Genomic DNA, 25,896 nt, shown 5'->3' on the forward strand with positions numbered 1-25,896 from the left:
CGTTCGATGGCGCAACCGTCCTGGACGCAGATCGCCCAGCTCCCGACTCCGCACCGCCACACCGTCGACGCCTCACACATCGACCACAACGGGCACATGAACGTCGTGCACCACTTCACCGCACAGGTGGCGGGGGTCCGCGAGGCGCTGGCCGCGGTCGGGGTGACCGAAGACTATGTCGCCACGCGCCGGCTGGGGACGTTCGCAGCCGAGCACCATCTGAGCTACCTCGGCGAGCTGCGGCTCGGCGACCGGTACTCGGTGCGCACGCGCTTCCTGGGACGACGGGACAAGGTCGCTCACCTCGCGGCCTTCCTCACCAACGACACCGCCGAACAGCTGGCGAACGTCCTCGAGGTGATCTCGGTGCACGTCGACCTCGGGACTCGTCGGGCCACGGCGTTCCCCGCCGACGTCGGCGCGCAGATCGACGCCGCCATCGAGTCGGGTGACGCCCTGGGATGGACGTTCGAGCCCCGGCTCGGGCTGCGCCCCTGACCACAGGAAGAACCGCCCCGGGGCGCTGACGCACCCCGAGGCGGTTCCCGTACAACCCCCGTCAGCCGGCCAGTGCGGGCTCGCCCGCGACCACGTTGACGTCGGCCAGGTGGCCGATGGCGCGCACCGCGCGCGTCGGCTCGGCATACGTCGGCACCCCCGCCGCGATCAGGTCGGTGCGGGCCTGGCCCGATCCTCCCGACCAGGCGACGACGAAGGGCTTGTCCGTCGCCCGGTGGTGGCGCACGCAGACCTCGACGAGCTCGGCCGCAGCCTTGTCGGAGTTCCCCAGCACGACCAGCACGACGTCCGTCTCATCGCTCTCGCAGGCGATGCGCAGGGTCGTGTCGAGGATGCTCGGATCGTTGATCAGGGCGCCCGTGAGGTCGATCGGGTTCGCGGTGGATGCGAAGAAGGGCAGCAACGGTGCCACCAACTGGCGCGTCTCGTCACGCCAGGGTTCGATCTCGAGGCCGACGTCGACCGCGACGTCGCCGACCAGTGCCCCGGCGCCCCCGCTCTGCGTCACGACGCTGACCCGACGGCCCCCGGGACGACGGCCGGACGCGAACAGCAGCGCGAGGTCGGTCATCTCCTCCATGCTCTGCGCCCGCACCGCACGGTGGTGAGCGAGGATCTCGTCGAACTGCGCGTCATCGCCACCGCGGCTGCCGGTGTGGGCAGCGATCGCCCGATCACCCACCGGGGTGCGGCCCGACTTCAGCAGGACGAGCGGCTTGCCGGCCCCTGCGGCCCGAGCCGCCAGGCGGTCCAGGGCGGCCGGGTCCGTGAATCCCTCGAGGTGTCCCAGCAGGACCTCCACGTCATCGCGGTCCACCAGGGCGTCGAGGACCTCGACGACCGAGACGTCCACCTCGTTGCCGGTGTTCGCGAAGTACCGCACGCCCAGGCCCAACGCCGTCATGGCGCTGTACGTGAACGTGCCGACCGCACCGCTCTGGGACGCCAGGGCGATGGGCGAGTCGGGCAGGTCGCCCGGCACGTCGAACGCCGTCGAGAACGTCGCGAAGGCGCGCTGGTGCAGGGAGAACGTGCCCAGGCAGTTCGGTCCGATCACCCGCATCCCGGACTCGCGGACAGCGGCGGCGATGCGCTCCTGCGCCGCGACGCCCACGCCGTCCGGCGCCTCGGAGAAGCCCGAGGCGAACACGGTGGCAGCCCCGACGCCGGCCGCGGCACAGCGCTCGATCGCCTCGGGCACCTTGTCGGCCGGGACGACGATCACCGCGAGGTCGACCGGCCCCGGCACGTCGTTCACATCGGCGTGGGCCGGCACACCCTGGACCACGTCACGGCGCGGGTTCACGGCGTACAGCTGGCCCGCGTAGCCCAGCCGCTTCAGGTAGTCCAGCGGCCGGCCGGACAGCTTCTCCGGGTCCGAGGATGCACCGTAGACGACGATGCTGCGCGGGTCGAACAACAGCTGGACGAGATCGCCGGTCACGAGTGGACTTCCGTCGAGAAGACGGGCTTGCGGCGCTCGCGGTGCGAGGCGACGCCCTCGACGACGTCACTGCCGCCGAAGCCGAGGAACTCCAGCCCGAGCGAGACGTCGAAGATCGCGCTGTTCTGGCGGTACCACTCGTTGAGCGAGTACTTCGTCCAGCGGATCGCCTCCTGGGCGCCCTCGCTGAGTCCGCCGGCGATCTCGCGGGCCGTCGTGAGCAGGTCCTCCTTCGGCACCGAGAGCGAGACCAGGCCGGCCGCCTCCGCGTCGCGCCCGGAGATCTCCTTGCAGGTGAGCAGCAGGTACTTCGCCTTCGGCATGCCGCAGAAGAGGGGCCACACCACCGCGTGGTCGCCGGCCGCGACACCCAGGCGGGTGTGGCCGTCGATGATGCGGGCGTCGTGCGCGGCGACCGAGATGTCGGCCATGAGCGCGACGACCAGTCCGGCGCCGACCGCAGGGCCATGGATCGCGGAGACGATCGGCTTGCTGCAGTTCACGAGGTTGTAGTAGAGCTCCTTGGACTCGCGCATGATCTTCATGCGGAAGGCGTAGTCCTCGATCTGCTTGTCGATCAGGCCGAAGTCCCCGCCGGCGGAGAAGGCCTTGCCCTCACCACGCACCACGACCGCGCGGACCTCCGGGTCCTGGTCGATCACGGGCCACACGGCGGGGATCTCCGAGTGCGTGGGCTCATCGACGGCATTGAGGTTCGGGCCGTTGAAGACCACCTCGAGGACGCCGGGCTGGTTGTTCTCGAACGTCAACCGCGAGAACTGCTCCTGGTACTTCCTGATCACGAGAACTTCCTTTCGTCGTGGGCGTGGATGGACTCGTCCTCACACGCCCGCAGGGTCTTCACCCGTGGCCCAGCCACGCCTCGGCGTCTGCTTGGTATATCGAATATTGTGTATTATATCGGAGCATGACGCCACCCACCACCCTCTCCCTGCACGACCAACCGCTCGAGGGCCTGCGGGTCCTGGAGTGCTCGAGCTTCGTCGCCGGACCCTCCGGGTGCATGACGCTGGGCATGCTCGGCGCCGACGTCATCCGCGTCGACCCGATCGGCGGAGCCGCGGACCACAACCGCTGGCCGGTCTCCGTCCGCACGGGCGGAAGCCTGTACTGGACCTCCCTGAACCGGGGCAAGAAGTCGGTCGCCGTCGACCTGCGCTCCCCCGAGGGCCGCGAGTTGGTCGTCGCTCTCGCCACGTCCCCCGGGCCCGACGCCGGCCTGGTGGTCGACAACAACGTCGGTCGCCCGTGGCTCACCTACGAGTCGCTCTCCCAGCGCCGCCCCGACCTCATCCAGGTGCACATCCAGGGCCACGCGGACGGCCGCCCCGCGGTCGACTACACCGTCAACGCCGAGGTGGGCATCCCCGGCATCACCGGCCCCTCCGCCATGGCCGAGCCGGTCAACCACGTCCTGCCGGCGTGGGACCTCCTGACCGGGATGACCGCCGTCACCGGACTGCTCGCCGCCCTGCGGCGTCGCGACCGGACCGGCGAGGGATCCTTCCTGTCCATCGCCCTCGCCGACGTCGCCCTCTCGGGCGTGGCCTCGATGGGCTGGCTGGCGGAGGCCGCCGAGGTCGGTGACCGGCCGCGGCACGGGAACCACCTCTACGGGAGCTTCGGCGTCGACTTCGGCACCAGGGACGGCAGCCGGGTGATGGTGGTCGCGCTGACCGTGCGCCAGTGGAAGAACCTCGTCGCAGTGACCGGCATCGGGCGGGTCATCGGTGCTCTCGAGGAGGCCCTCGAGGTCGACCTCTCACTGGAGGACGACCGGTTCCGCCTGCGTGAGACGATCGCCGCCATCCTCCGCCCGTGGTTCGCCGCACGCTCGATGGACGAGGTCACTCGCGAGCTCGACGAGGCCCAGGTGCTGTGGAGCCGCTACCGCAGCCTGGCCGAGACCGTCCGGGAGCTGTCCAAGGAGCCGGGGACGTCCGTCTTCACCGAGTTGGAGCAGCCCGGCATCGGCACGGTTCCGAGCACCCGCTCCCCGATCCGGGTGGCCGGGGAGTACATCGAGCCGAAGCCCGCACCGCAACTCGGACAGGACACCGACCGCGTCCTCGCCGAGGTGCTCGGCCTGGGTGAGCACGAGATCGGGTCCCTGCACGATCGCGGCATCGTGGCGGGTGCGGCATGAGCCGGCGCGCCGCCCTGTGCGTCCCGGCGAACGAGCCGCGCAAGGTCGCGAAGGCCCTCGGCTCGCCCGCGGACGAGGTCGTCGTCGACCTCGAGGACGCCGTACCCGTGGACGAGAAGGTCGGCTCCCGGTCGACGGTCGCGGACCTCCCCGCCCGCGATCACGGGGCGCTCGCCGTCCGCGTGAACGCCGTCGGCACGCCGTGGCACGAGGAGGACGTCGCCGCGTGCGCCGCGAACCCGGCCGTGGACTCGATCGTCCTGCCGAAGGCCGAGAGTGCCGCGTCGATCCGGGCACTCGGGGAACGCCTCGAGGCCTTGGAGTCGGCCGCCGGCAGGACCCGTCCGCTGCGCATCCAGGCCCTCATCGAGTCCCCGGCCGGCGTGCACCAGGCGGCGGCCATCGGGACCGCGAGCGAGCGACTCTGCGCGTTGATCATCGGCTACGCCGACCTGTCCGCCTCGATGGGCCGCCGCGTGGAGGCGTCGTGGCAGTTCGCTCAGGACGCCGTCCTCCTGGCCGCCCGCCTCGGTGGGGTCGAGGCCATCGACGGCCCTCAGCTGACGGTCGCCGACGACGAGCGGCTGGCGGGCGCCGCCCGCTCGGCCGCCGACCTCGGATTCGACGGGAAGTGGGTCATCCACCCGGCCCAGATCGGGACGGTCCAGACGGCCTTCACCCCGTCGCCGGAGGAGATCGCCGAGGCACGCGAGATCGTCGCGGTGATCGAGCACGCCGCCACCGAGGGCCGCGGCGCCCTGACCTGGCGAGGCAGGATGCTGGACGAGGCACTGGCCGTGAGCGCCCGGCGCACGCTGGACCGCAGCACCGGGAAGGAGCCCGCATGACGCACCTCGTGGAAGGTCCGTACTTCGACGACCTGACGGTGGGTGACGTGTTCGAGGCACCCTCGGCCACGTTGACGAGCGGTCGCGCCGCCGTGCACCAGTCGATCCTCGGCGGCCGCCTGCAGCTGTCCCTGGACGAACACCTGTCGCGCGCCGTCGCCGGACGGGTCCTGGCCGACCCGGGATTGGTCACCGACCTCGCGATCGGCCAATCCACGCCCGTCACGCGCCGGGTCGTGGCCAACCTGTTCTACCGGGGCCTGGCGTTCCACCGCATGCCCGAGATCGGCGACACCCTGCGGACCCGCACCGAGGTCGTCGGTCTCCGCCAGAACTCCAGCCGGCCCAGTGGCCTCGCCGCCCTGCGGATGACGACACGCGACCAGGACGACCGGTTGGTGCTCGACTTCTGGCGGTGCGCGATGCTGCCGCTCAGCTCGCCCGACGTGAGCACCGGGCACGCCGACGACCTGTCGGCGGTCGGGTCGCCGGCAGATCCGTCAGCACTGCTCGACTCGCTCGCCGACTGGGACCTGACCGCCTGGCGCCCTGCCTCCGGCCCTGAGGTCGAGACCGGAGCGGTGTGGGACCTGGCCGCCGGGGACGTCGTGAGCAGCGCGCCCGAGCTGGCCCGGTCGACCCTCAACCTGGCGCACGTCCACCACGACCGGTTCAGCCAGCCGACCGGACGGCTCGTCTACGGCGGCCACACGATCGGCCTCGCCGCGGCACACGTCAGCCGAACGCTCCCCCAGCTGCTGACGATCGCCGGCTGGCACGGGTGCGACCACACTGGCCCGGTGCGCGAGGGCGACACCGTCGTCTCCCGCATCGAGGTCGAGCAGGTCACCGAGGCCGCCCACGGTCTGCGGGTGGCCGACCTGCGCGTCATCGTCCGGGCACGAGCGGACGACGGCGAGGACCGGCCGGTCCTGGACTGGCGTCCCATCGTCGTCCTGCGCTGACGACGCCTGAGGAAACGACGAAGGCCCGGTCGACGTGATGCTTCGACCGGGCCTTCGTGCGTGGTGTCAGAGTTTGTAGTCCTTGAGCAGGTTGCGGCCGATGATCATCTTCTGGATGTCGGAGGTGCCCTCGCCGATGAGCATGAACGCGGCCTCACGGTAGAGACGCTCGATCTCGTACTCCTTGGAGTAGCCGTAGCCGCCGTGGATCCGGAACGACGCCTCGACGACCTCGTTGCAGTACTCACTGGCGAGCATCTTGGCCATACCGGCCTCGACATCCATCCGCTTGCCCGAGTCCTTCAGACGGGCCGCCCGGACGACCATGGTGTGGGCGGCCTCGACCTTGGTGGCCATCTCCGCCAGGCGGAACAAGATCGCCTGGTGCTGAGCGATCGGCTTGCCGAACGTCTCACGCTGCTGCGCATAGGCGATACCCAGCTCGAAGGCGCGGTTCGCGATGCCCACCGCACGCGCGCCGACGTTCACGCGGCCGACCTCGACGCCGTCCATCATCTGGTAGAAACCCTGGCCCGGCGTGCCACCGAGGATCTGATCAGCCGAGATCTTGTGCTTCTCGATGATCATCTCGGTCGTGTCGATGCCCTTGTAGCCCATCTTCTCGATCTTGCCCGGCACCGTGATGCCCTGAGCCGTCTCACCGAAGCCCGGCTCCTTCTCGACCAGGAACGTCGTCATGTTCTTGTAGACGCTGTCCGAACCCTCATCGGTCTTGACCAACACCGCCACCAACGTCGACGAGCCACCATTGGTCAGCCACATCTTCTGACCGGTGATCTCATACGACCCGTCATCGAGCTTCGTCGCCTTGGTGCTGATCGCCGACACGTCCGAGCCCAGCGACGGCTCGCTCATGGAGAACGCGCCCCGGACCTCACCGGTGGCCATCTTCGGCAGATACTTCTGCTTCTGCTCCTCGGTGCCGTGCTGGATCAGCATGTAGGCCACGATGAAGTGCGTGTTGATCACACCCGACACGCTCATCCAGCCGCGGGCGATCTCCTCGACCACCAGCGCATACGTCAGCAGCGACTCACCCAGTCCGCCGTACTCCTCAGGGATCATCAGGCCGAAGATGCCCAACTCCTTCAGGCCCTCGACGATCTCGGTCGGGTACTCGTCCTTGTGCTCAAGCTCCGTCGCGACCGGAATGATCTCCTTCTCGACGAACTGACGCACGACCTTGAGAATCTCGACCTGCTCTTCGGTCAAACCCTCAGTACTGACAAGACGCCCCATGACGGTGCTCCTCGAATCTCGGTGGGAATCGGGGCGAGCCTACAGTGGCGCGATCGGCCGTATCGTCCGGGGACGGACGATTCAGTCCGCTACGAGCGTCTCGGCCGGCCGCGCCCGCCCGCTGGCCGCCGTGACGACCGCGAGACCGGCCAGGATCAGCACGATCCCGGCGTACGTCGCCCACGGCAACGCCTCGCCCAGGAAGGCCGCGGCGACCAGCGCGGCGCCGGGCACCTCGAGCAGGAGCATCAGCGAGACGACCACCGGCGACATGACCGCCAGCAGATGGTTGATGACCGAGTGGCCCAACAGTTGCGCGCACACCATCACGGCGACGATCAGGACCCACGCGCGGGCCGACCAACCACCCAGCGGCACGCCCGCGACCAGGCAGGCGATCAACAGGACCGCCGAGCAGATGCCGTAACAGGTGAAGGTGTAGGCCGTGGTCGAGAGAGTCTCGCGCACGCGCGCCCCGACGATGACGTAGACGGCGGCGAACAGGCCACCGGCGAGGGCCAGGGCGTCGCCCCAGATCGCCTCGCGCGAGATGGACAGGTCGACACCCGAGATCGCGACGACCCCCAGGACGGCCAGCAGCGCTCCCCCGACCACCGCGCGGGGGGCGCGGCGGCCCCGGAGCGCGTCGATCGCGATCACGAACAGGACCTGCATCGACACCAGCGCGGTCGCCGCCGCGACGGAGGTGAGCTTGAGCGAGGCCACCCAGCAGGCGAAGTGCGCCGCGAGGGCGGCGCCGGCGACGAAGGACAGGAGCCAGCCGTGGCGGTCCTGGCCGGTGATGGCGGCGCGGTGCCGCGTGAGGGCGAACGGCGCCAGCAGACCCGTGGCCATGGCATTGCGCCAGAAGGCGATCGCCAGGACGGGAGCCGCGGTCGCGGCCATGAGTGGACCCGACAGGGAGACGCCGACGACCGCGATGGCGGCCAGGACCAGGTTCACCGCGTCAGTCTCCCACCCGTCTCGCCCGTCTCGCGCTCCCCGCCCCGGGCCGGTGCGTCCGGTCCCATCCCCTGAGTCACGCTCCACCGGTAGCCTCGAACCCGTGACCAGCCAGCCGACCCGGATCTTCGTGTCCCGCCTCGTCGGTCAGGCCGTGTTCGATCCGGTCGGCGACCAGGTCGGCAAGCTGCGTGACGTCGTCGTCGCCGTCCGCAGCGCCACCCAGCGACCGCGCGTCCTGGGCCTGGTGATCGAGGTCCTCGGCCGTCGACGGGTGTTCCTGCCGATCACGCGGGTGACCTCGATGGACTCGGGCCAGATCATCACGACGGGCGTCCTGAACCTGCGCCGCTTCCAGCAACGCGCCACCGAGACGTTGGCCGTGCACGAGCTCTTCGACCGCCAGGTCACGCTCGCCGACGGCACGGCGGCGACGTTGTACGACCTCGCGATCGAGCAGGATCCGCGCCGCGACTGGTACGTCTCGACCGTCGCCGTCGCCGAGCACCACAAGCGCTTCGGCCGGCGCGGCACGAGCCACGTCCTGGAGTGGGACGAGGTCCACGGCCTCGCCAGCGAGACCGCCGCGCAGGGTGCCACCAACCTCCTCGCCACGATGGACGAGATGCGTCCGGCGGACATCGCCAACGCCCTGCGCGACCTGCCGCCCAAGCGCCGCATGGAGATCGTCCGCGAGTTCGGCGACGAACGTCTGGCCGACGTGCTCGAGGAGATGCCCGAGGCGCTGCAGATCGAGGTGCTGGGCATCCTCGACCCGAGCCGTGGCGCCGACGTCCTGGGCGAGATGGACCCCGACGACGCGGCCGACCTGCTGGGCGAGCTGCCGGCCCAGACGGCCGAGGAGCTGCTCGAGCTCATGGAGCCCGAGGACGCCGAGGACGTGCGCCGACTGCTCTCCTACGAGGAGCGCACCGCCGGCGGCATGATGACCACCGAGCCGGTCGTGATCGACCCGAGCGCCACCATCGCCGACGCGCTCGCGCTGATCCGCGAGCCCGAGCTCAGCCCGGCGCTGGCCTCCATGGTCTACGTGTGCCGGCCCCCGCTCGAGACGCCCACCGGCCGCTTCCTCGGCGGAGCCCACTTCCAGGCGCTGCTGCGCGAGCCACCGTCGACCCTGGTCAGCCAGGTCATCGACAACGACATCGACTGGCCTCGTCCCGACGCCTCGCTGGCCGAGGTCGCCGGGCTGCTCGCCGCGTACAACATGGTCGCGCTGCCGGTCGTCGACGAGAACCAGCACCTGCTGGGCGTCGTGACGATCGACGACGTGCTCGACCACCTGCTGCCGAAGGGGTGGCGAGAGAATGGCTGATCGCGAACGCCTCGACCAGCCCCGCGACCTGCGTCGCGGGCTGACGCGCAACCTCGCCGCGCGGCGCGAGGCCGCCGACCCCGAGCGGTTCGGCCGCTTCGCCGAGTCCGCCGCCCGCTACCTGGGCACCGCGCGCTTCATCGCGTGGATGACGGTCTTCATCCTGGTGTGGATCGCGTGGAACGTGCCCTACGGCCCCGACCGGCCGCGCTGGGACGAGTACCCGTTCATCTTCCTCACGCTCATCCTGTCGCTGCAGGCGTCGTACGCCGCTCCCCTGATCCTGCTGGCGCAGAACCGCCAGGAGGCGCGCGACCGCATCGCGGCCGAGCAGGACCGCGACGCCGCCAGCCGCTCGCACGCCGACATGGAGTTCCTGGCCCGCGAGGTCGCGAGCCTGCGGATCGGCCTGGGCGAGGTCGCCACGCGCGACTTCCTGCGCAGTGAGCTGCGCGGATTCCTGGCCGATCTGGAGCGGGCCGAGGAGCCCGGCGAGCAGGACTGACCCGGCGGTCCGATCCGCCCTGCGGAACGGATGCTGCCCGGTTGCCGACACGGCGCCCGGGCGTTGGTCTGTCCCCCGTAGACTCCACCTCATGGCTGACGTCACCCAGGAACAGATCACCGCGGCGCTCTCGACCGTCAACGACCCCGAGATCAAGCGCCCGATCACCGAGCTGGGGATGGTCGACACGATCACGATCGGCGAGACCGAGATCGTCGTGCGGCTGCTGCTGACCGTCGCCGGCTGCCCGCTCAAGGACACCCTGACCCGCGACGTCACCGCCGCCGTGGTCAAGGTCGCCCCGGCCCACACGGTCCGCGTCGACATGGGCGTCATGACCGACGAGCAGCGCAAGGCCATGCAGGAGCACCTGCGCGGCGGCCGCGCCGAGCGTGAGATCCCGTTCGCCCAGCCCGGCTCGCTGACCAAGGTCTACGCGATCGCCTCGGGCAAGGGTGGCGTCGGCAAGTCGACCGTCACCGTCAACCTCGCCGTCGCGATGGCCAAGCGCGGCCTGAAGGTCGGCGTCGTCGACGCCGACATCTACGGCCACTCGATCCCCGACATGCTCGGCGTGGGGGACCAGCGCCCCACCCAGGTCGAGGACATGATCATGCCCGTCCCGGCCCAGGTCGCCGGCACGACGATCAAGGTCATGAGCATCGGCATGCTCAAGCCCCGCAGGGACCAGGTCGTCGCGTGGCGCGGTCCGATGCTCGACCGTGCTCTCGTCCAGATGCTGGCCGACGTCTACTGGGGCGACCTCGACGCCCTCTTCCTCGACCTGCCCCCGGGCACGGGCGACATGGCGATCAGCCTGGGTCAGCACCTGCCCAACGCCGAGGTCGTCGTCGTCACGACGCCGCAGCAGGCCGCCGCCCAGGTCGCCGAGCGCGCCGGCACGATGGCGTCGATGATGCACCAGCGCGTCGTGGGCGTCATCGAGAACATGTCGTGGCTGCAGCTCCCCTCGGGCGAGAAGATGGAGGTCTTCGGCTCCGGCGGTGCCGTGCAGGTCGCGTCCACGCTCAGTGCCCGCCTCGGCTACGAGATCTCGCTGCTCGGCCAGGTCCCCCTGGAGGAGCGCATGCGCGAGGGCGGCGACTCCGGCGACCCGATCGTGGCCGCGGATCCCGACGCCGAGAGCGCCAAGGTCCTGCAGCAGATCGCCGACCAGCTCAGTGGCCGCTCGCGCGGCCTCGCGGGCATGCAGCTGGGCCTCGCGCCCGCCGGCCGACTGTAGGATCGCGCCCGTGGGCCTGGGCTGGATGGAGATCGGCACGATCCTCGTCGTGGCGATGCTCGTGTTCGGTCCCGACCGGCTGCCGGGCCTGGCGCGTCAGGCGGCGCAGTTCATCCGCACCGTCCGCCAGATGGCCGACAACGCGAAGGCCGAGCTGGGCCGCGAGCTCGGCGACGAGTTCAAGGACATCGACCTGCGCGACCTCGACCCCCGCGCGGCGGTCCGGGACGTGATGTGGTCCGACCCGACGCCTCCGCCGGTACCGAGCGTGCGCATCCTGCGGCCCGGCGAGGTGCCTCCGTTCGACCCCGAGGCCACCTGAGCCCTCTCCCCCACCCCGAGATTTGCTCCCATTTCCACCTTTGAAGCGTTTTGAATGGTGAGTTGGGGAGCAAATCTCGGGAGGGCGGGCGGTCAGACGCCGAGGGCGCCGAGCACGCGGGTCCGGCCGGAGCGCGGCTCGCGGTGCGCCAACTCCCGCCGCAGCGCGGCGCGTCCCCGGTGGACCCGCGTGCGGACCGTGCCGATCTTGATCCCCAGCAGCACCGCGATCTCGGCGTGCGCCAACTGCTCGACATCGGCCAGCACGACGGCCACCCGCAGATGACTCGGCAGGGTCGCCAGAGCGGCCTCGATGTCAGGATCGAACCCCGCGTCGTGCACCACGTCGGCCGGCAGCGAGCCGCCGTCCGTGAGCCGCTCCTCGTGGGCCGCGGTCAGGGCCGAGGTGGGCTGGCGACCGGCACGGCGCGCCCGGTCCAGGAAGAGGTTCGTGGTGATGCGGTGGATCCAGCCGGCGAGGTTCTGGGCCTCATAGCGGTCCAGCGACGTGAAGACGCGCTCGAACACGTCCTGGGTCAGGTCTTCGGCGTCCTGGGGGTTGCCCGTCAGGCGCGTGGCCAGCCGGCGAACCTGTGGCGCGTGCTGAACGTAGATCTCGACCTGCTCCTGCACGGTCGCGGTCGGGTTCGCATCGGCCATGCCTCGATCCTCGACCGCGAACCTGAGAGCAACCGAAGAACGCGCTGACGGTTGGCGAAGTCCGTCGCCCTCGCCACCGCGAGTCCCGTCGTCGACCGGCGCCCGGCGTCGATAGGCTGGGCCCACCCGCCGAACGAATTGCGAGGGGACGATGACGACCGAAGCCAGCCTGGCCTACGCAGAGCAGTACCAGCCCGAGGACGACCACCTGCGCACCGCGCGCCGACACGCCGAGTCCGTCGGCGTGGTTCCCGTCCTGCCCGGGGCACGGGCTGCTCTGACCTTCCTGGCCGGTGCGGCGAACGCCCGCAACATCGCCGAGATCGGCACGGGCACCGGCGTCTCCGGACTGGCGTTGCTCCGCGGCATGCTGCCGGACGGTGTGCTCACGTCCGTCGACCTCGAGGCCGAGAACCAGCGGCTCGCGCGCGACGTCTTCCGCGCCGCCGGCATCGCGCCGACGCGCTTCCGGCTCATCACGGGCTCGGCCCTGGACGTGCTGCCGCGGCTCAACGACGGCGGCTACGACCTGGTGTTCTGCGACGGCGACAAGGTCGAGTACGGCGAGTACCTCGACGAGGCGCTGCGCCTCACCCGCGCCGGCGGCCTGGTGATCTTCGACAATGCGCTCTGGCACGACCGGGTCGCCGACCCGTCGCGTCGCGACCCCGAGACGGTCGCCATCCGCGAGCTCGTGGAGCGCGTGCGCAACGACGAGGACCTGACGGCGCTGCTGCTGCCGCTGGGCGACGGCCTGCTGGTGCTGCAGAAGCCCCACTGACGCGGGCGTCAGCCCTCGAAGCGGGCGGCCGAGCGGAAGCCGGCCGGCCCGCGCACGACGGCGACGACCTCGAACGGCTCGATCTGCGGTGCCACGCCGGTCATCGCCGTGGCCGGGGCGTCGGCCGCCCGGGTCTCGAAATCGGCCTGGAACTCGGCGCGCACCTCGTCGCTGACGAAGACGTAGGTTCCCTCGAACCACTCGTCCTCGCGGGCGCGCCAGGTCTTGAAGCGCAGGCCCGGCAGACCCGCGAACTTCGCATGGGACTCAGCCTCGACGTACTCACGGAGCCGTTCGAGGGTGCCGGGAGGTGCGTCGGCCAGGGACCAACGCACCGAGAGTCCGTACATCGTAGGACTCAGACGGCCTTGAGCTGGTCACCCAGCGTGGCGGCCTCTTCGTTGTTGAGTTCGACCACCAGACGTCCGCCGCCCTCGAGCGGGACCCGCATGACGATGCAGCGCCCCTCCTTGGTGACCTCCATCGGTCCGTCGCCGGTCCGAGGCTTCATGGCGGCCATCTGTACCCCTCTCGTTCGTCACCCGAGAATTCGGGCCGGCACTCATTATCGCGCATCGCGGCGATGTAATCACCTCAAGGGTACGAAAGTGTCACGCCGAACGTAGTTCGCCCGGGCCATCTGCACGCTGGTCGGCGTCCGTCTCGGCACCGGGGCTGACGATGCGCGGGTCGATCTCGGGGCGCATGCCGAGCATCGCGACGAGCTCCTGCTCGGTGGCGAGGCGCTCCTCGAGCTCGTCGATCTGCGTGCTGCCGGCGGCCAGGTCGGCGCGCAGACGTGCGATCTCGGCCTCGCTGGCGCGCAGACGCTCGCTGACGGCGCGACGGAACGACGCGTCCACGTCGAGGTGCTCCCGCTCGCGCTCGGCGATGAGCCGGGCGTCGCGGACGCGGTCACGCGCGAACTTCTGGCGGAAGTCACGCAGTTCCTCGGACATGAGAACGGTCGACGTGATGCCGGCCGAGAGGGCCACGCAAGCGGCCATGATGAGGGCCGGAACCGTCTGCATCGCCACACCGGCGATCACGACGACTGCGGCCAGAGCAAGCACGATCGCTGCGGATGTCACACGCAGCGAGCGGGGAAGTGTGCGGCTGGACATGGAGCCAAGATTAAGGGCGAGCTCGCGTCGGCCGTCGACGGCACGCCGACGCGGATGGCAAACTTTCAGGTGATGGGTGAAACTTTGCGCTCGACAGGACGACTCGGGTCGACCTCACTACGGTGGAGCGAGTGTCTGCCGCCTCCTTCCCCGCCCGCGTCACGGTCGCGTCGCTGGCCGCCCTGGCCCTGCTGACCTCGTGCTCCACCTCCCCCGCCGATCAGGCCAGGACCGCCGAGCGCCAGTACCTCGCGATCGGCGACTCCTACGCCGCCGGCTACCGCCCGGCGCTCGACGGAGGCGAGGCCGAGAACACGACGGACGGGTTCGCCTGGAAGGTCGCCGAGAAGACCGGTCTCGGCCTGGTCAACGTGAGCTGCTCGGGCATCACGACGGTGGCCTTCGTGGAGGGCGACCCGTGCGACGAGGACCTGCGTGCCCCGGGCGCGCTGGCGCCGGTGAAGGGCTCGGAGGCGGCCGTGGCCCTGGACCACCTGGACCGCCACGCCGACGACGTCGAGCTGGTCACGGTGGTGCTGGGCGCGAACGACCTGCGCGCCTGCTCCTTCGACGCCGCCTGGCGCCGCTGTGTCGCCGAGACCATGCCGCGCGTCACGCGGGCGCTCGACTCGCTGCTGTCAGGCCTGCGCGAGCGGTTGGGACCCGACGTGCCGATCGTCGGGCTGACCTATCCCGACATCTGGCTCGGGGCGCCCGTGCGACAGCCGAAGTCCGCCGAGGCGCGCCGGGTCGCCCAGGCGTCGGTCGAGGCGTTCCGCACCGCCGTGAACCCGGCCCTGCGCCGCACCTACGCCGCGCACGGCGCCACCTTCGTGGACGTGACGGACGCGTTCGGCGCCTACCTCCCGGCCGACCGCACCATCAGGACCTCGAAGTTCGGCACGATCCCCGTGCGGGCCGCGCGCGTCTGCGCCGAGACCTACGCCTGCTCACTGGGCGACGCGCACCCGACCCCCGAGGGTCACCAGCGCATCGCCGATCTCGTCCTGGAGTCGCTCGAGGGTCAGTGACCCGACAGCCACTCGCGCAACCGGTCGTGCACGCGGTGCAGGTGCTCGACGGGAACCTGCTCATCGGCCTTGTGGGCGTAGCGCGGGTCGCCGGGGCCGTAGTTGACCGCCGGGACGCCCAGCAGGGTGAACTTCGCAACGTCGGTCCAGCCGAACTTCGGGCCGACCTCGCCGCCGATGGCCTCGACGAACGCGGCAGCCGCGGGACGCCCGAGGCCGGGCAGCGCGCCCGGCGCCGAGTCCGTGACGGTCAGCTCGTGGCCCGAGAAGACCTCGCGCAGATGCGCCAGCGCCGCCTCCTCGTCCCGGTCGGGCGCGAAGCGGTAGTTCACCGTCAGCACCGCCTCGTCGGGGATCACGTTGCCGCTCACTCCCCCGCGCACGCCCACGGCGTTGAGTCCCTCGCGGTAGGTCAGGCCGTCGATGTCGACCGTCCGCGGCGAGTAGCCGGCGAGCGTCGCCAGGACGGGCGCGAGGTCGTGGATCGCGTTGTGGCCCATCCATGAGCGCGCCGAGTGCGCCCGCTCGCCCGTGGTGCGGATCTCGACGCGCATCGTGCCCTGGCAGCCCGCCTCGACCCCGGCATTCGACGGCTCCATGAGGATCGCGAAGTCGCCCTGCAGCCACTCGGGGTGCTCACGGGCGATCCGGCCGAGACCGTTGTGGACGGCCGCGATCTCCTCGGCCTCGTAGAAGACCCAGGTGACGTCGCGGACCGGCTCGGTCACCTCGGCGGCGAGACTGAGCGCGATCGCGACCCCGCCCTTCATGTCGCACGTGCCCAGGCCCCACAGGGTGTCGCCCTCGAGACGTGAGGGCAGGTTGTCGTTGAGCGGGACCGTGTCGAGGTGCCCGGCGATGACGACGCGCTCGTCCCGGCCCAGCTCGGTGCGGGCGATGATCGTGTGGCCGTCGCGCACGACGTGCAGGTGGTCGCAGGCGCGCAGCGCCGCCTCGACGGCGTCGGCCAGCTCGGCCTCGTCGAGACTCTCGGACGGCACGTCCACGACGGCCCGGGTCAACGTCACGATGTCTGCCGTCAGGTCGAGGGAGGCCATGGGTGGAACCCTAGTCCCAATGCCTCCCCACTAGTGCGCATTGCGTGGTACCTTCCGGCGGTGACCTTCACCCGCACCTTCCGGCGGTTCGTCCTGCCGACCGCCTGGCTGCTCATCGGCGCCACCATCGCCGTGAGCCTCGCCGTCCTGGCCTTCGGTGGCGGCGCCACCGGCGCCGAGGGCACCGAGTCGCCCACGGCGGTCAGCCTCTCGCCCACCATCGCGGTCGAGCGCGCGACGCTCGAGAACTCGCTCGAGATCGATGGCACGATCGTCATCGACCCCGCCGTGCCGGTGAAGACCTCCGTCGACGGGACGCTGACCCACGTCCACGTCCCCAACGGCGCCCGGGTGTCGAAGGGCGATCCGCTGTTCGAGGTGCGCACGGTCGTGGAACCCGCCGTCGCCACCGAGGACGAGGACGACGAGCCGGCCGCGCCCGTCGTGAGGTTCGTCGCGGTCACGGCACCGGTCAGCGGCCGGCTGGCCGGCTTCACCGGGAAGGTCGGCGACGCGGTCACCGGCGACACCGCCACGGCCCGGATCAAGCGCTCCACCTTCACCGCACGCGGCACCGTGCCCGTCGTCGACCGGTACCGCCTGATGGACGCCCCCGACGAGGCGAAGGTCACGATCGACGGCGGACCCGAGCCGTTCACCTGCACCGACCTGCAGATCGCCGACGAGGGCGTCGAGGGTGCCGGCGTCCCGACCGAGGAGGGCGAGGAGCCCGAGTCCTCCTCCGCCGCCGAGGTGGTGTGCGACGTCCCTGAGGACGTCACCGTGTTCGACGGCCTCGAGCTGAGCATGCAGATCGACGCGGGCTCGGCGGAGGACGCCCTGGTGGTGCCGGTCACCGCCGTGCGCGGGCTGCTCGAGCGCGGCACCGTCTGGGTGGTCGACGACTCCGGTGAGCAGACCGAGCGGCGCGTCCGGCTCGGGGTGAACGACGGCAAGAGCGTCGAGATCCTCAAGGGCCTGGAGGAGGGCGCCCAGATCCTGCAGTACGTCCCGGGCTCCCCCACGGACGGCGACGACGGCGAGTCGGAAGCGGGCGTCTGATGACGGACGCGCCGGTCGAACTCGTCCGTCTGTCCGGCGTGGGGCGCACCGTCCTGCTCCCCGACGATGAGGACCTCACGATCCTGTCCGGCGTCGACCTGGTGGTGCACGGCGGCGACCACATCGGCATCGTCGGCCGTTCGGGCACCGGCAAGACGACCCTGCTCAACATGCTCGGCCTCCTCGATCGGCCGACACACGGCACCATGGAGTGGGCCGGGCGCGACGTCCGTCGCCTCTCCGGCCGCGCCACCGCCCACATCCGGGGCCGCGAGATCGGCTTCGTGTTCCAGCAGTTCAACCTGCTGCCCGGGCTCTCCGCGCTCGAGAACGTCATCGCACCGCTGATGTACGCCTCCGGGCGCGAGTTCTGGTCGCGACGGCGCATCGCCGCCGAGATGCTCGAGCGCGTCGGCCTGGCCGAGCGACTCGACAGCCGGCCCCAGCACCTGTCCGGTGGCGAGCAGCAGCGGGTCGCCATCGCGCGCGCCCTCGTGCGCTCGCCGCGGGTGGTGCTGGCCGACGAGCCCACCGGCGCTCTCGACGTCGAGACCGGCGCCCAGGTCATGACCCTGCTCGACGACGTCTCGCGCGACTCGGGAGCCGCCCTGATCACCATCACGCACGATCCGGGCGTCGCCGCGATCGCCCGCCGCCGCTACCGGCTCGAGCACGGCGCCCTCCACCCACTGGAAGCCGCCGCATGATCGGGCGGGTCCTGACCGGGTTCGCCGCCGCGGTCATCGAGGCCTGGCACGAGCTGCGCATCCACAAGCTGCGGGTGCTGCTGTCACTCGTGGGCGTGGGCGTCGCCGTGGCAGCACTGAGTGGCACCGTGGCCATCGCCGACATCGGCCAGCAGGCCCTCGTGGAGCAGTACGAGCGGGACGGCCGCCCGGCCATGCTCAGCGTCTACGCGTACGACCCGCAGGACGACACGGGGTCGGGTGCCGCCGCCGCCACCGTCCGGCCCGCCGTCGCCAAGGTGACGGAGCAGTTCCAGATCAGCCACGCGTCGATGGCCGGCAACACCCAGCTCGACGCACGCCGGGCCGACCGCGCGACTCGTGTCGACCTCCTCGTGGTCGACCCGCCGTACGCCGTGATGCACCGGGTCGTCACTCCCCGGGGACGCTGGCTGGTGGACTCCGACGCGGCCAACCTCTCGCCCGCGATCGTGGTCGACCCGAGGCTGCTGAAGGACCTGGGACTGGCCGAGGCGCGCCTGCCGGCCACGATCGACCTGGTCGGCGCCTCCACGACAGTGAGCGCCACGATCGTCGGGGTCACGGCGACGTCCGATCGCTGGATGGAGTTCGGCCGCGCCTACCTGCTGGCCGACGCCTACGAGCACTGGTTCGGCGCGACCCAGCCGATGACCGACGCCTCCTGGAAGATCTGGATCCCGACCGAGGGATCGCAGGAGCTGACCGAGGCGATACGGCGGTCGATCAACGCCGAGCTGCCCGGACTCGAGACCCAGGTCGAACGCAACGACTATCTCGCGTGGGGCGGCAACGACGACCTGGACTCGGTGAAGTGGGTCGTCGTCGCCATCAGCTCGGTGATCCTGCTGCTCGGCGCCCTGAGCCTGTTGAACGTCTCGGTCATCACGATCCAGCAGCGGGTCCGCGAGATCGGCATCCGGCGCAGCTTCGGCGCCACGTCGGGTCGGGTCTTCTTCTCGGTCGTGATGGAGAGCATCGTCGCCACCTTCGTCGCCGGGCTCGTCGGCGTGATGATCGCGATCGCGCTGGTCAACGGACCGTGGACCGCGGAGTACGTGCTCGAAGGCGTGGCCGACCCGCCGCCGTTCCCACTCTCGGCCGCGGCGCTCGGCATGGGCGTCTCGCTGCTCGTGGGCGCGCTGGCCGGGGTGCTTCCCGCGCTGGTCGCGGTGCGCGTGCGGATCGTCGACGCAATCCGCTTCTGAGGCCTCAGGCGTCGAAGACGCAGAACTCGTTGCCCTCGGGGTCGGCCATCACGGTCCAGCCGCGATCGTCACCCGGCGGCAGCAGGACGGTCGCTCCACGGGCGACGAGGTCGTCGACGGTCGCTTCGCCGGCCAGGGTGACGTCCCAGTGCACGCGGTTCTTGACCGTCTTGGGCTCCGGGACGTCCACGAAGTCGAACGACTCCGTCGGCGCACCGGGGATGTCGTCCACCCACGAATACTCGTCGTCCGACCCCAGCGTCGCGCCGAAGACGTCGGCCCACCAGGCACCGATCACGCGGTGGTCGACCGAGTCGACGACCACGTCCTTCAGGCCGTCGGGGCGCTCCCCGCCCTCGAAGACGCAGAACTCATGGCCCTCGGGGTCGCTGAACGAGGTCCAGCTGAACTCGCCCGGCTCGGTGATCCGGATCTGGTCCGCGAACGGCTCCAGGTCACGGGCCACGAGGTCGAGGTGGACCCGGTTCTTGACCCGCTTGAGCGGTGCGGGATTGAGCCAGACCGTCTGACCGGGATGCTCTCCGCGCAGGACGGCGCCCTCCTCGTCGATCTCACCGGCCAGGTGCAGCCAGCGTCCCCACCGGCCCGCGGCGGCCGCGGGGTCCTCGACGTCGATCACCAGGTCCTTGAACGTCACGAGCGCCATGCGCCCACGGTAGGACGGTCCGCCCGCGACGTCACCCCCTCGCGGAGTCAGGCCCGGAGCGCGGCGGCCACGGTCGGCGCGAGCGCGCGCAGGGCCCGGCCGCGGTGACTGATGGCGTCCTTGTCCTCGCGGGACAGCTCGGCGGTCGAGACGTCGAACCCGTCGGCGGCGAACAGCGGGTCGTAGCCGAAGCCACCCTCTCCCCGCTCCGCGTGCAGCACGCGCCCGGGCATCTCGCCCACCTCGACGACCTCGGTGCCGTCGGGGAGCACGAACGCCATGGCACACCGGAACGTGGCGCCGCGCCGCTCGTCGGGAACGTCGGCCAGCTGCGCGAGCAGCAACCGGTTGTTGGCCGCGTCGCCGCCCTGGTCCTTCGGGACACCGGACCAGCGCGCCGACAGCACTCCGGGCATCCCGTTGAGGGCGTCGACGCAGATGCCCGAGTCGTCGGCCAGGGCCGGGAGGCCCGTGACCTGCGCGGCAGTGCGCGCCTTGATCAGGGCGTTGCCCTCGAAGGTCGGCTCGGTCTCGGCCGGCTCGTCGTAGGGCTCGACGTCGGCCAGCCCCAGCACCTCGACGCCCGGGACGAGCGGCTCGAGGATGCGACGCAGCTCGTCGAGCTTCTTGGCGTTGCCCGATGCCAGGACCACGCGGGTCACGAGGCCAGCGCCTCGTTCTGCAGGCGGGTGAGGTCGGCGCAGCCCTTCTCGGCCAAGCCGAGCAGCGCGTCGAGCTCGGAGCGGTCGAACGGCGCGCCCTCGGCGGTGCCCTGGACCTCGATGAACTTCCCGGAGCCGGTCATCACGACGTTCATGTCGGTCTCGGCGCGCACGTCCTCGACGTAGGGCAGGTCGAGCATGGGCACCCCGTCGATGATGCCGACGCTGACGGCGGCGATCGAGTCGACCAGCGGGTCGCCCTTGACCGCACCCTGGGCCTTGAGGTGGGCGATCGCGTCGACGAGGGCGACGTAGGCGCCGGTGATCGCCGCGGTGCGCGTGCCGCCGTCGGCCTGCAGCACGTCGCAGTCGATCGCGATGGTGTTCTCGCCCAGCTGCGAGAGGTCGACCGCAGCACGCAGCGAACGACCGACGAGGCGGCTGATCTCGTGCGTGCGGCCCCCGACCTTGCCCTTGACCGACTCGCGCTGCGAGCGGTCGTGGGTGGCCTGCGGGAGCATCGCGTACTCGGCCGTCAGCCAGCCCTGACCCGAGCCCTTGCGCCAGCGCGGCACGCCCTCGGTCGCGGCCACGGCGCACAGCACCCGCGTCTTGCCGAACTCGATCAGGCACGACCCGGCGGCATGGTCCAGCCAGCCTCGGGTGATCGTGATGGGGCGCAGCTCGTCCGGGGTCCTGCCGTCTTCTCGGGTCACCCCGCCACCGTAGCCGGGCGGGGCTTTCCCCGGTGACGTGGGTTTCGTGTCACGTCACCGGGGAAACCGCCATCGCGTCAGCGCCCGCCGGGCTGCACGACGCCGTTCACGGTGAGCGTGTACGGGGCGTACTGCTGCACCAGCTCGGTCGACTCGTCGTAGCTGACGATGCCGCCCACGACCACGTCGTCGACCTTCAGGCCGCCCTCGTTCACCCCACCGTCGCAGATGTACCGGAACGCCAGCAGGAGAGCAATGGGGCGAGATTTACAACTGCACTACGTCGCCGGCCCGCACGAGGCGGTAGTCGCCCGTGTACTCGGTCCGCAGGTCCGCCTCGACCTCGTCGCGATCGGTCCACGGCGGGATGTGGGTCAGCAGCAGTCGGCCCACGTCCGCGGCCGTCGCGATGCGGCCGGCCTCGGCTCCGGTCAGGTGCAGGTCCGGTGGATTGTCGGCCGACTCGACGAACGAGGCCTCACACAAGAAGACGTCCGCGCCCGCGGCGAACCGCGTCAGCGCGGGGTCGAAGCCGGTGTCGCCGGAGTAGACCAGGGACCGGCCCTCGCACTCGAGCCGGATGGCGTAGGCCTCGACCGGGTGCGGCGTGCGCATGGCGCGCATCGTGAACGGGCCCACGGTGGTCTCGAACCCGTCGACGACCTCGCGGAAGTCGAACGGCAGCGTCATGCCGTTGGGGGCGGTGGTGCCGTAGGCGTTGGACAGCTGCCAGTCGGTGCCCACCGGCGCGTAGACCGGCAGCCGCGGCGGACGGCCGGACGGGTGGTACTTGCGCACCACGTAGAGCCCGCTCATGTCGAAGCAGTGGTCGGGGTGCAGGTGCGACAGGCTGATCGCGTCGATGTCGCGCAGGTCGATGTAGTCCTGCAACGGCCCCAGCGCGCCCGACCCGAGGTCGAGCAGCATCCGGAACGTACGTCCCTCGAACGGCGCCTCCACCAGGTAGCAGCTGGCCGCGGAGTCCGGTCCCGGGAAGGAGCCGGAGCACCCGACGATCGTGAGCCTCACACCGCTACCGAGGCGAACTGGTCGACCGACTCGATCTCGGGACCGAGGAACCGGCGACCCAGATCGGCGAACTCGGCCGGATGGCCGGTCGTCAGGAAGCGGTGCAGCGGCGCCGGCAGCACCGGATCGCGCTCGAGGTCGTGCGACGCGAGCAGACGGTAGACGTCCTTCGCCGTCTCTTCCGCACTGGACACGAGCGTCACCGTATCGCCCATGACGTACGACAGCACGCCCGTGAGCAGCGGATAGTGCGTGCAGCCCAGCACGAGGGTGTCGACGCCGGCGTCCTGCAGCGGGCCGAGGTACTCCTCGGCCACGGCGAGCAGCTCGGGGCCGCCGGTGATCCCGGCCTCGACGAACTCGACGAACCGCGGGCAGGTCTGGGTGTGCAGCTCGATGCCGGGGTTGGCGGCGAAGGCGTCGTCGTAGGCACCGGAGGTGGCGGTGGCGACCGTGCTGATGACACCGACCCTGCCGTTGCGCGTGGCGTTCACGGCGCGGCGGGTCGCGGGCAGGATCACCTCGACGACCGGCACGTCGTAGCGCTCGCGCGCGTCACGCAGAACGGCCGCGCTGGCCGAGTTGCACGCGATGACCAAGGCCTTGACGCCCTGGGCGACGAGGTGGTCGAGGCACTCGAGCGCGTACTCGCGCACCTGGGAGATCGGCTTCGGGCCGTAGGGCTGACGCGCGGTGTCACCGAGGTAGAGGATCGGCTCGTGCGGCAGCTGGTCGAGCACCGCGCGGGCCACGGTCAGACCTCCGAAGCCCGAGTCGAAGATGCCGATGGGTGCGTCGCTCACACGTCAGAGGGTAGACACGTCGAGGTCACGAAGGGGAGTCAACCCGGTGTTACGCCCGTCTCGTGCGCTCGGCTCAGGCGGAAACTGTGGGCAGCGACACCCCGCACTCGTCGCTCAGAGCGCCCGGAACCACTCTCGGGCAGGATGTCACTCATGAGTGACGTACCTCACTTCGGCAACGACTTCCTCTGGGGCGTCTCGACGGCGTCCTACCAGATCGAGGGCGCCGTCGACGCCGACGGTCGCGGGCGGTCGATCTGGGACGAGTTCAGCCACACCCCGGGACGAACGCTCGGCGGCGACACCGGCGACGCCGCGTGCGAGCACTACCGCCGCTACGGCGACGACGTCGCACTCATGGCCGACCTGGGGGTAGACGCGTACCGCTTCTCGATCGCGTGGCCGCGCATCCAGCCCGACGGCGTGGACGTCGAGACGCGCGGTCTGGACTTCTACGACCGCCTGGTCGACACCCTGCTCGATCACGGGATCGAGCCCAGCGCGACGCTGTTCCACTGGGACTCGCCGCTCGCGCTCGAGGCCGCGGGAGGGTGGCAGAACCGGGCCATCACCGACGCGTTCGCCGAGTACGCGCACGTCGTCGGCGAGCGGCTGGCCGACCGCGTCACCCGGTGGTTCACGCTCAACGAGACCGTCGTGTTCACGCTGCTGGGTCACGGCATCGGCGTCCACGCACCGGGCAAGGAGCTCGGCTTCGACGCGATGCAGGTCGCGTGGCACCAGCTGCTCGCGCACGGCAAGGCGGTCCAGGCCCTGCGCGCCGCCGGCGCCACGCTCGTCGGCCCGGCCAACAACCACACCCAGGTGCGGCCGGTCGACGACTCCCCCGAGACGCTCGACGCCGCCGCCCTGTTCGACCTGGTCTACAACCGCGCGTTCCTCGATCCGATCCTGACCGGGACCTGGCCGCTGCTCGGGATCGTCGACCCGGTGGCCGAGGACGGCGATCTCGCGATCATCAGCGAGCCGATCGACTTCCTGGGCATCAACTCGTACAACCCGCAGTACATCGCGGCGGCGCCGCCGGGTTCGGCCGTCCCGTTCGACATGGTCACCCCGGAAGGACTGGAGTACAACGATTTCGGGTGGCCGATCATCCCCGACGGCTTTCGGCAGATGCTCGTGGAGATGCAGGAGCGGTACGGCGACGCCCTCCCCCCGATCCTCATCACCGAGAACGGCGGTGCCTTCAACGAGGAGCCGGACGCCGCGGGACGCGTGCGGGACCAGCGCCGCATCGACTACACGGCGGCCCACCTGACCGCGCTGCGTGAGGCGATGGACGCGGGCGTGGACGTGCGCGGGTACTTCCACTGGTCGTTCATGGACAACTTCGAGTGGGCCGAGGGCTACTCGCAGCGCTTCGGCCTGACGTACGTCGACTACGCCACCCAGGAGCGGATCCCCAAGGACTCCTTCCACTGGTACCGCCAGATGATCGCGGCCCAGAAGGGTCGTCGGTGAGCACACCCGTCGAGCACCCGGCACCGGTCCGGTTCCCGTGGCTCCTCTCGATGGGACTGGTCAACCTCGGCACCTACGTCGCGTTCTTCGGCCCCCTGGCGGTCCTGCTCCCCCAGCAGACCGAGGCCATCGTCGGCGACGGCAAGGAGACCGCGCTGGCCGTCGTCACCGGCATCGGCGCCGTGGTCTCGATGGTGGCCAATCCGCTGTTCGGGGCCCTGTCGGACCGCACGCGCAGCCGGTTCGGCCGTCGCGTCCCGTGGGTCACCGCCGGCTCGGTCGTGGGTGCCCTGGGCCTGACGATCCTGTCGGGTGCGACCGCGTTCTGGCAGGTGGTCGTGGGCTGGTGCCTCGTCCAGGCCTCGGTCAACGCCTCGCTCGCCGCGATCACCGCCACCTTGCCTGATCGCGTTCCCGTCGCGCAGCGCGCCTGGGCCGGCGGACTGGTCGGCCTCGGTCAGACCCTGGGGATCCTGGTGGGCGCCGGGCTGGCGATCGCCTTCGGCGGGACACGCGGCGGCTACCTGGCGTGCACCGTGTTCCTGCTGCTGAGCGCGGTGCCCTATCTCGTGCGGAGCCACGACGAACCGATCACCGCGCGGCCCGTCTTCGCGCTCGGGCCGTTCGTGCGCTCGTTCTGGATCTCGCCCACGCAGAGCCCCGACTTCGCCTGGGCGTGGCTGACCCGCTTCGTGGTCAACCTCGGCAACGGGATCGCGACGCTCTACCTGCTGTACTTCCTGACCGACGCCGTGGAGGTGGACGATCCCGAGGGCGGCGTCTTCGTCGTGATCGCGCTCAACTCGGTCGTGGTCGCGATCTCGGCGGTGCTCGCCGGGCGCTGGTCGGACCACGTCCAGCGCCGGAAGGTGTTCGTGATCTGGGCGGGCGTCATCATGGCCGCGGCGGCGCTGCTGCTGGCGTTCTGGCAGACCTGGCCCGGGGTGCTCGTGGCCGCCGTCGTGCTGGGCATCGGGTTCGGCGCGTTCCTGGCCGTCGACCTGGCGATCATCACCGAGGTGCTCCCCGACGAGGACGGCTTCGCCAAGGACCTGGGCGTCATCAACATCGCGAACGCGCTGCCGCAGGTGATCGCACCCGTGCTCGCCGCGCCGATCGTGCTCTGGCTGGGCGGTTACACGACGCTGTACGTGACGGCGGGGGTCATCGGACTGGTCGGGGCGGTCGCCGTCGTGCGGATCCGCGGCGTGCGCTGAGCGTCGCCTCCGCTACGACCCACGACGGCCCCTCCCCCACTTTTGGAAACGGATCCACGCCAAGACGACTCAACAACGTGGATCCGTTTCCAAAAGT

At 70.8% G+C, this 25,896-nt stretch carries 30 protein-coding genes; 15 read left to right on the plus strand and 15 right to left on the minus strand.

Translation table 11 applies throughout. From position 1 onward, the window contains the following. Nucleotides 1–6 precede the first annotated feature (6 nt). Complete coding sequence (locus H9L21_RS11780) at nt 7–498, plus strand: acyl-CoA thioesterase (protein ID WP_187411494.1); 492 nt, start codon at nt 7–9, stop codon at nt 496–498. Between the two features lie 61 nt (nt 499–559). On the opposite strand, the gene H9L21_RS11785 is transcribed toward H9L21_RS11780, so the two are convergent. Both H9L21_RS11785 and H9L21_RS11790 read right to left on the minus strand, forming a co-directional pair. After that, on the minus strand, nt 560–1,963 hold the full coding sequence (locus H9L21_RS11785; RefSeq protein WP_154596729.1) for an acetate--CoA ligase family protein: 1,404 nt from the start codon (nt 1,961–1,963) through the stop codon (nt 560–562). Then, nucleotides 1,960–2,766, minus strand: a complete 807-nt coding sequence (locus H9L21_RS11790) for an enoyl-CoA hydratase/isomerase family protein (protein WP_187411495.1) — start codon at nt 2,764–2,766, stop codon at nt 1,960–1,962. Before H9L21_RS11790 ends, H9L21_RS11785 begins: the two co-directional genes overlap by 4 nt. Before the next feature lie 125 nt (nt 2,767–2,891). On the opposite strand from H9L21_RS11790, the gene H9L21_RS11795 reads away from it, so the two are divergent. From H9L21_RS11795 to H9L21_RS11805, 3 genes are read left to right on the plus strand one after another with little or no spacing between them, the layout of a single operon-like run. Beyond that, nucleotides 2,892–4,130 carry a CoA transferase gene (locus H9L21_RS11795; protein ID WP_154596728.1) on the plus strand — a complete coding sequence of 413 codons (1,239 nt, stop codon included), beginning with the start codon at nt 2,892–2,894 and terminating at the stop codon, nt 4,128–4,130. Further along, on the plus strand, nt 4,127–4,978 hold the full coding sequence (locus H9L21_RS11800; RefSeq protein WP_154596727.1) for an HpcH/HpaI aldolase/citrate lyase family protein: 852 nt from the start codon (nt 4,127–4,129) through the stop codon (nt 4,976–4,978). The genes H9L21_RS11795 and H9L21_RS11800 overlap by 4 nt, the downstream gene beginning before the upstream one ends. After that, nucleotides 4,975–5,943, plus strand: a complete 969-nt coding sequence (locus tag H9L21_RS11805; RefSeq protein ID WP_154596726.1) for a MaoC family dehydratase — start codon at nt 4,975–4,977, stop codon at nt 5,941–5,943. Before H9L21_RS11800 ends, H9L21_RS11805 begins: the two co-directional genes overlap by 4 nt. Nucleotides 5,944–6,009: 66 nt before the next feature. Here the strand turns inward: H9L21_RS11805 and H9L21_RS11810 are convergent, their stop codons facing one another. Together H9L21_RS11810 and H9L21_RS11815 are read right to left on the minus strand one after the other, a co-directional pair. Then, nucleotides 6,010–7,203, minus strand: coding sequence for an acyl-CoA dehydrogenase family protein (locus H9L21_RS11810; protein ID WP_154596725.1), 1,194 nt, complete (start codon nt 7,201–7,203; stop codon nt 6,010–6,012). 81 nt (nt 7,204–7,284) lie between these two features. After that, nucleotides 7,285–8,166: a DMT family transporter gene (locus tag H9L21_RS11815; protein ID WP_154596724.1), complete on the minus strand. Its 882-nt coding sequence runs from the start codon at nt 8,164–8,166 to the stop codon at nt 7,285–7,287. Between the two features lie 103 nt (nt 8,167–8,269). Here H9L21_RS11815 and H9L21_RS11820 point away from each other — a divergent pair, with 103 nt between their 5' ends. The 4 genes from H9L21_RS11820 (at nt 8,270) to H9L21_RS11835 (ending at nt 11,572) form a co-directional block, all read left to right on the plus strand. Next, nucleotides 8,270–9,502, plus strand: a complete 1,233-nt coding sequence (locus H9L21_RS11820; RefSeq protein ID WP_222865778.1) for a magnesium transporter MgtE N-terminal domain-containing protein — start codon at nt 8,270–8,272, stop codon at nt 9,500–9,502. Further along, complete coding sequence (locus tag H9L21_RS11825) at nt 9,495–10,007, plus strand: DUF1003 domain-containing protein (protein WP_154596722.1); 513 nt, start codon at nt 9,495–9,497, stop codon at nt 10,005–10,007. The genes H9L21_RS11820 and H9L21_RS11825 overlap by 8 nt, the downstream gene beginning before the upstream one ends. 91 nt (nt 10,008–10,098) lie before the next feature. After that, entirely contained in the window at nt 10,099–11,250 is a 1,152-nt protein-coding gene (locus tag H9L21_RS11830) for an Mrp/NBP35 family ATP-binding protein (protein WP_154596721.1), read from the plus strand. Nucleotides 11,251–11,260: 10 nt separating this feature from the next. Further along, nucleotides 11,261–11,572 carry a sec-independent translocase gene (locus tag H9L21_RS11835; RefSeq protein WP_255467042.1) on the plus strand — a complete coding sequence of 104 codons (312 nt, stop codon included), beginning with the start codon at nt 11,261–11,263 and terminating at the stop codon, nt 11,570–11,572. 92 nt (nt 11,573–11,664) lie between these two features. Here the strand turns inward: H9L21_RS11835 and H9L21_RS11840 are convergent, their stop codons facing one another. Next, the gene (locus H9L21_RS11840) at nt 11,665–12,231 is read right to left on the minus strand and encodes a sigma-70 family RNA polymerase sigma factor (protein WP_154596720.1); all 567 of its coding nucleotides are present in this window, start codon (nt 12,229–12,231) and stop codon (nt 11,665–11,667) included. 151 nt (nt 12,232–12,382) lie between these two features. Between H9L21_RS11840 and H9L21_RS11845 the strand changes: the two genes are divergently transcribed. Continuing rightward, nucleotides 12,383–13,012: an O-methyltransferase gene (locus H9L21_RS11845; RefSeq protein WP_154596719.1), complete on the plus strand. Its 630-nt coding sequence runs from the start codon at nt 12,383–12,385 to the stop codon at nt 13,010–13,012. Nucleotides 13,013–13,020: 8 nt separating this feature from the next. On the opposite strand, the gene H9L21_RS11850 is transcribed toward H9L21_RS11845, so the two are convergent. The 3 genes from H9L21_RS11850 to H9L21_RS11860 form a co-directional block, all read right to left on the minus strand. After that, nucleotides 13,021–13,347, minus strand: a complete 327-nt coding sequence (locus H9L21_RS11850; RefSeq protein ID WP_255467043.1) for a hypothetical protein — start codon at nt 13,345–13,347, stop codon at nt 13,021–13,023. 23 nt (nt 13,348–13,370) lie between these two features. Continuing rightward, nucleotides 13,371–13,532 carry a DUF3117 domain-containing protein gene (locus H9L21_RS11855; protein WP_082530405.1) on the minus strand — a complete coding sequence of 54 codons (162 nt, stop codon included), beginning with the start codon at nt 13,530–13,532 and terminating at the stop codon, nt 13,371–13,373. A 91-nt stretch (nt 13,533–13,623) separates the two neighbouring features. Next, a complete protein-coding gene (locus H9L21_RS11860) occupies nt 13,624–14,136 on the minus strand; it encodes a hypothetical protein (protein WP_154596717.1) in 513 nt (170 codons plus the stop codon). 131 nt (nt 14,137–14,267) lie between these two features. Between H9L21_RS11860 and H9L21_RS11865 the strand changes: the two genes are divergently transcribed. After that, nucleotides 14,268–15,167: an SGNH/GDSL hydrolase family protein gene (locus H9L21_RS11865; protein WP_154596716.1), complete on the plus strand. Its 900-nt coding sequence runs from the start codon at nt 14,268–14,270 to the stop codon at nt 15,165–15,167. Here H9L21_RS11865 and dapE read toward each other — a convergent pair. Next, nucleotides 15,161–16,225 (minus strand): succinyl-diaminopimelate desuccinylase, encoded by a 1,065-nt coding sequence (dapE, locus tag H9L21_RS11870; protein ID WP_154596715.1) that lies wholly within the window; start codon nt 16,223–16,225, stop codon nt 15,161–15,163. The genes H9L21_RS11865 and dapE overlap by 7 nt on opposite strands. Nucleotides 16,226–16,285: 60 nt before the next feature. Between dapE and H9L21_RS11875 the strand changes: the two genes are divergently transcribed. The 3 genes from H9L21_RS11875 to H9L21_RS11885 are packed head-to-tail and all read left to right on the plus strand — an operon-like array spanning nt 16,286 to nt 19,220. Then, nucleotides 16,286–17,287 (plus strand): efflux RND transporter periplasmic adaptor subunit, encoded by a 1,002-nt coding sequence (locus tag H9L21_RS11875; RefSeq protein WP_154596714.1) that lies wholly within the window; start codon nt 16,286–16,288, stop codon nt 17,285–17,287. After that, nucleotides 17,287–17,994 (plus strand): ABC transporter ATP-binding protein, encoded by a 708-nt coding sequence (locus H9L21_RS11880; RefSeq protein ID WP_154596713.1) that lies wholly within the window; start codon nt 17,287–17,289, stop codon nt 17,992–17,994. Before H9L21_RS11875 ends, H9L21_RS11880 begins: the two co-directional genes overlap by 1 nt. Then, nucleotides 17,991–19,220 (plus strand): ABC transporter permease, encoded by a 1,230-nt coding sequence (locus tag H9L21_RS11885; RefSeq protein ID WP_154596712.1) that lies wholly within the window; start codon nt 17,991–17,993, stop codon nt 19,218–19,220. The genes H9L21_RS11880 and H9L21_RS11885 overlap by 4 nt, the downstream gene beginning before the upstream one ends. A gap of 4 nt (nt 19,221–19,224) precedes the next feature. Here the strand turns inward: H9L21_RS11885 and H9L21_RS11890 are convergent, their stop codons facing one another. From H9L21_RS11890 to murI, 6 genes are all read right to left on the minus strand, one after another. After that, nucleotides 19,225–19,887, minus strand: coding sequence for a VOC family protein (locus H9L21_RS11890; protein ID WP_154596711.1), 663 nt, complete (start codon nt 19,885–19,887; stop codon nt 19,225–19,227). A 47-nt stretch (nt 19,888–19,934) separates the two neighbouring features. Then, entirely contained in the window at nt 19,935–20,549 is a 615-nt protein-coding gene (rdgB, locus tag H9L21_RS11895; protein WP_187411496.1) for an RdgB/HAM1 family non-canonical purine NTP pyrophosphatase, read from the minus strand. Further along, nucleotides 20,546–21,265, minus strand: a complete 720-nt coding sequence (gene rph / locus H9L21_RS11900; RefSeq protein ID WP_187411497.1) for a ribonuclease PH — start codon at nt 21,263–21,265, stop codon at nt 20,546–20,548. The genes rdgB and rph overlap by 4 nt, the downstream gene beginning before the upstream one ends. Before the next feature lie 77 nt (nt 21,266–21,342). After that, nucleotides 21,343–21,480, minus strand: coding sequence for a hypothetical protein (locus H9L21_RS11905; RefSeq protein ID WP_154596710.1), 138 nt, complete (start codon nt 21,478–21,480; stop codon nt 21,343–21,345). A 52-nt stretch (nt 21,481–21,532) separates the two neighbouring features. Continuing rightward, complete coding sequence (locus tag H9L21_RS11910; protein ID WP_187411498.1) at nt 21,533–22,294, minus strand: MBL fold metallo-hydrolase; 762 nt, start codon at nt 22,292–22,294, stop codon at nt 21,533–21,535. Then, nucleotides 22,291–23,097: a glutamate racemase gene (gene murI, locus H9L21_RS11915; RefSeq protein WP_187411499.1), complete on the minus strand. Its 807-nt coding sequence runs from the start codon at nt 23,095–23,097 to the stop codon at nt 22,291–22,293. Before murI ends, H9L21_RS11910 begins: the two co-directional genes overlap by 4 nt. Nucleotides 23,098–23,250: 153 nt before the next feature. Between murI and H9L21_RS11920 the strand changes: the two genes are divergently transcribed. Together H9L21_RS11920 and H9L21_RS11925 are read left to right on the plus strand one after the other, a co-directional pair. Continuing rightward, nucleotides 23,251–24,582: a GH1 family beta-glucosidase gene (locus H9L21_RS11920; RefSeq protein ID WP_222865779.1), complete on the plus strand. Its 1,332-nt coding sequence runs from the start codon at nt 23,251–23,253 to the stop codon at nt 24,580–24,582. Continuing rightward, entirely contained in the window at nt 24,579–25,799 is a 1,221-nt protein-coding gene (locus tag H9L21_RS11925) for an MFS transporter (protein WP_255467045.1), read from the plus strand. The genes H9L21_RS11920 and H9L21_RS11925 overlap by 4 nt, the downstream gene beginning before the upstream one ends. Nucleotides 25,800–25,896: the final 97 nt, after the last annotated feature.

Source organism: Aeromicrobium senzhongii (assembly GCF_014334735.1).
GTDB classification, from domain to species: Bacteria; Actinomycetota; Actinomycetes; order Propionibacteriales; family Nocardioidaceae; genus Aeromicrobium; species Aeromicrobium senzhongii.

Excerpts from the sequence above, each read along its gene's own strand:
- H9L21_RS11780 (WP_187411494.1), top strand. The coding sequence starts at position 7 with ATGGCGCAACCGTCCTGGACGCAGATCGCCCAGCTCCCGACTCCGCAC.
- H9L21_RS11795 (WP_154596728.1), top strand. The coding sequence starts at position 2,892 with ATGACGCCACCCACCACCCTCTCCCTGCACGACCAACCGCTCGAGGGC.
- H9L21_RS11800 (WP_154596727.1), top strand. The coding sequence starts at position 4,127 with ATGAGCCGGCGCGCCGCCCTGTGCGTCCCGGCGAACGAGCCGCGCAAG.
- H9L21_RS11805 (WP_154596726.1), top strand. The coding sequence starts at position 4,975 with ATGACGCACCTCGTGGAAGGTCCGTACTTCGACGACCTGACGGTGGGT.
- H9L21_RS11810 (WP_154596725.1), bottom strand. The coding sequence starts at position 7,203 with ATGGGGCGTCTTGTCAGTACTGAGGGTTTGACCGAAGAGCAGGTCGAG.
- H9L21_RS11825 (WP_154596722.1), top strand. The coding sequence starts at position 9,495 with ATGGCTGATCGCGAACGCCTCGACCAGCCCCGCGACCTGCGTCGCGGG.
- H9L21_RS11830 (WP_154596721.1), top strand. The coding sequence starts at position 10,099 with ATGGCTGACGTCACCCAGGAACAGATCACCGCGGCGCTCTCGACCGTC.
- H9L21_RS11840 (WP_154596720.1), bottom strand. The coding sequence starts at position 12,231 with ATGGCCGATGCGAACCCGACCGCGACCGTGCAGGAGCAGGTCGAGATC.
- H9L21_RS11845 (WP_154596719.1), top strand. The coding sequence starts at position 12,383 with ATGACGACCGAAGCCAGCCTGGCCTACGCAGAGCAGTACCAGCCCGAG.
- H9L21_RS11855 (WP_082530405.1), bottom strand. The coding sequence starts at position 13,532 with ATGGCCGCCATGAAGCCTCGGACCGGCGACGGACCGATGGAGGTCACC.
- H9L21_RS11860 (WP_154596717.1), bottom strand. The coding sequence starts at position 14,136 with ATGTCCAGCCGCACACTTCCCCGCTCGCTGCGTGTGACATCCGCAGCG.
- dapE (WP_154596715.1), bottom strand. The coding sequence starts at position 16,225 with ATGGCCTCCCTCGACCTGACGGCAGACATCGTGACGTTGACCCGGGCC.
- H9L21_RS11880 (WP_154596713.1), top strand. The coding sequence starts at position 17,287 with ATGACGGACGCGCCGGTCGAACTCGTCCGTCTGTCCGGCGTGGGGCGC.
- H9L21_RS11885 (WP_154596712.1), top strand. The coding sequence starts at position 17,991 with ATGATCGGGCGGGTCCTGACCGGGTTCGCCGCCGCGGTCATCGAGGCC.
- H9L21_RS11890 (WP_154596711.1), bottom strand. The coding sequence starts at position 19,887 with ATGGCGCTCGTGACGTTCAAGGACCTGGTGATCGACGTCGAGGACCCC.
- H9L21_RS11920 (WP_222865779.1), top strand. The coding sequence starts at position 23,251 with ATGAGTGACGTACCTCACTTCGGCAACGACTTCCTCTGGGGCGTCTCG.